This is a genomic window from Erythrobacter sp. HI0063, from assembly GCF_001635685.1.
Lineage (GTDB): Bacteria > Pseudomonadota > Alphaproteobacteria > Sphingomonadales > Sphingomonadaceae > Qipengyuania.
In genome coordinates this window covers 1-271 of record NZ_LWFF01000100.1, presented here as the reverse complement: position 1 = coordinate 271, position 271 = coordinate 1, and the positions used below count along the sequence as shown (strand labels likewise).

The following is a 271-nucleotide window of genomic DNA, read 5'->3' as shown; positions in this document are numbered from 1 at the left end:
GCGTGCTGACGCTGAGAGGGGCGCGTAGCACCGCCCGACCCGTCGAACCTGAACCGATTAAGATCGGCGGAGGGAGTGGGCGGGCCTCGATCCGGACATCCGCTCTCTCTCCGTCGCGATGGAGAGAGACGCATGGCAGACATCAATTCCAAATTCGAGATCGGTGTCACCACCGGCCCGATCCGCGGCAGCCGCAAAGTGCATGTCGGCGCGAAAAGCGGCAGCGGCGTGCGTGTCGCCATGCGAGAAATCCAGCTGGAAGGCGACGAGG

At 64.6% G+C, this 271-nt stretch carries 1 riboswitch.

Annotated elements, in window-relative coordinates:
- Positions 1–92, top strand: a riboswitch (TPP riboswitch). This riboswitch is flagged as partial in the annotation.
- Positions 93–271: the final 179 nt, after the last annotated feature.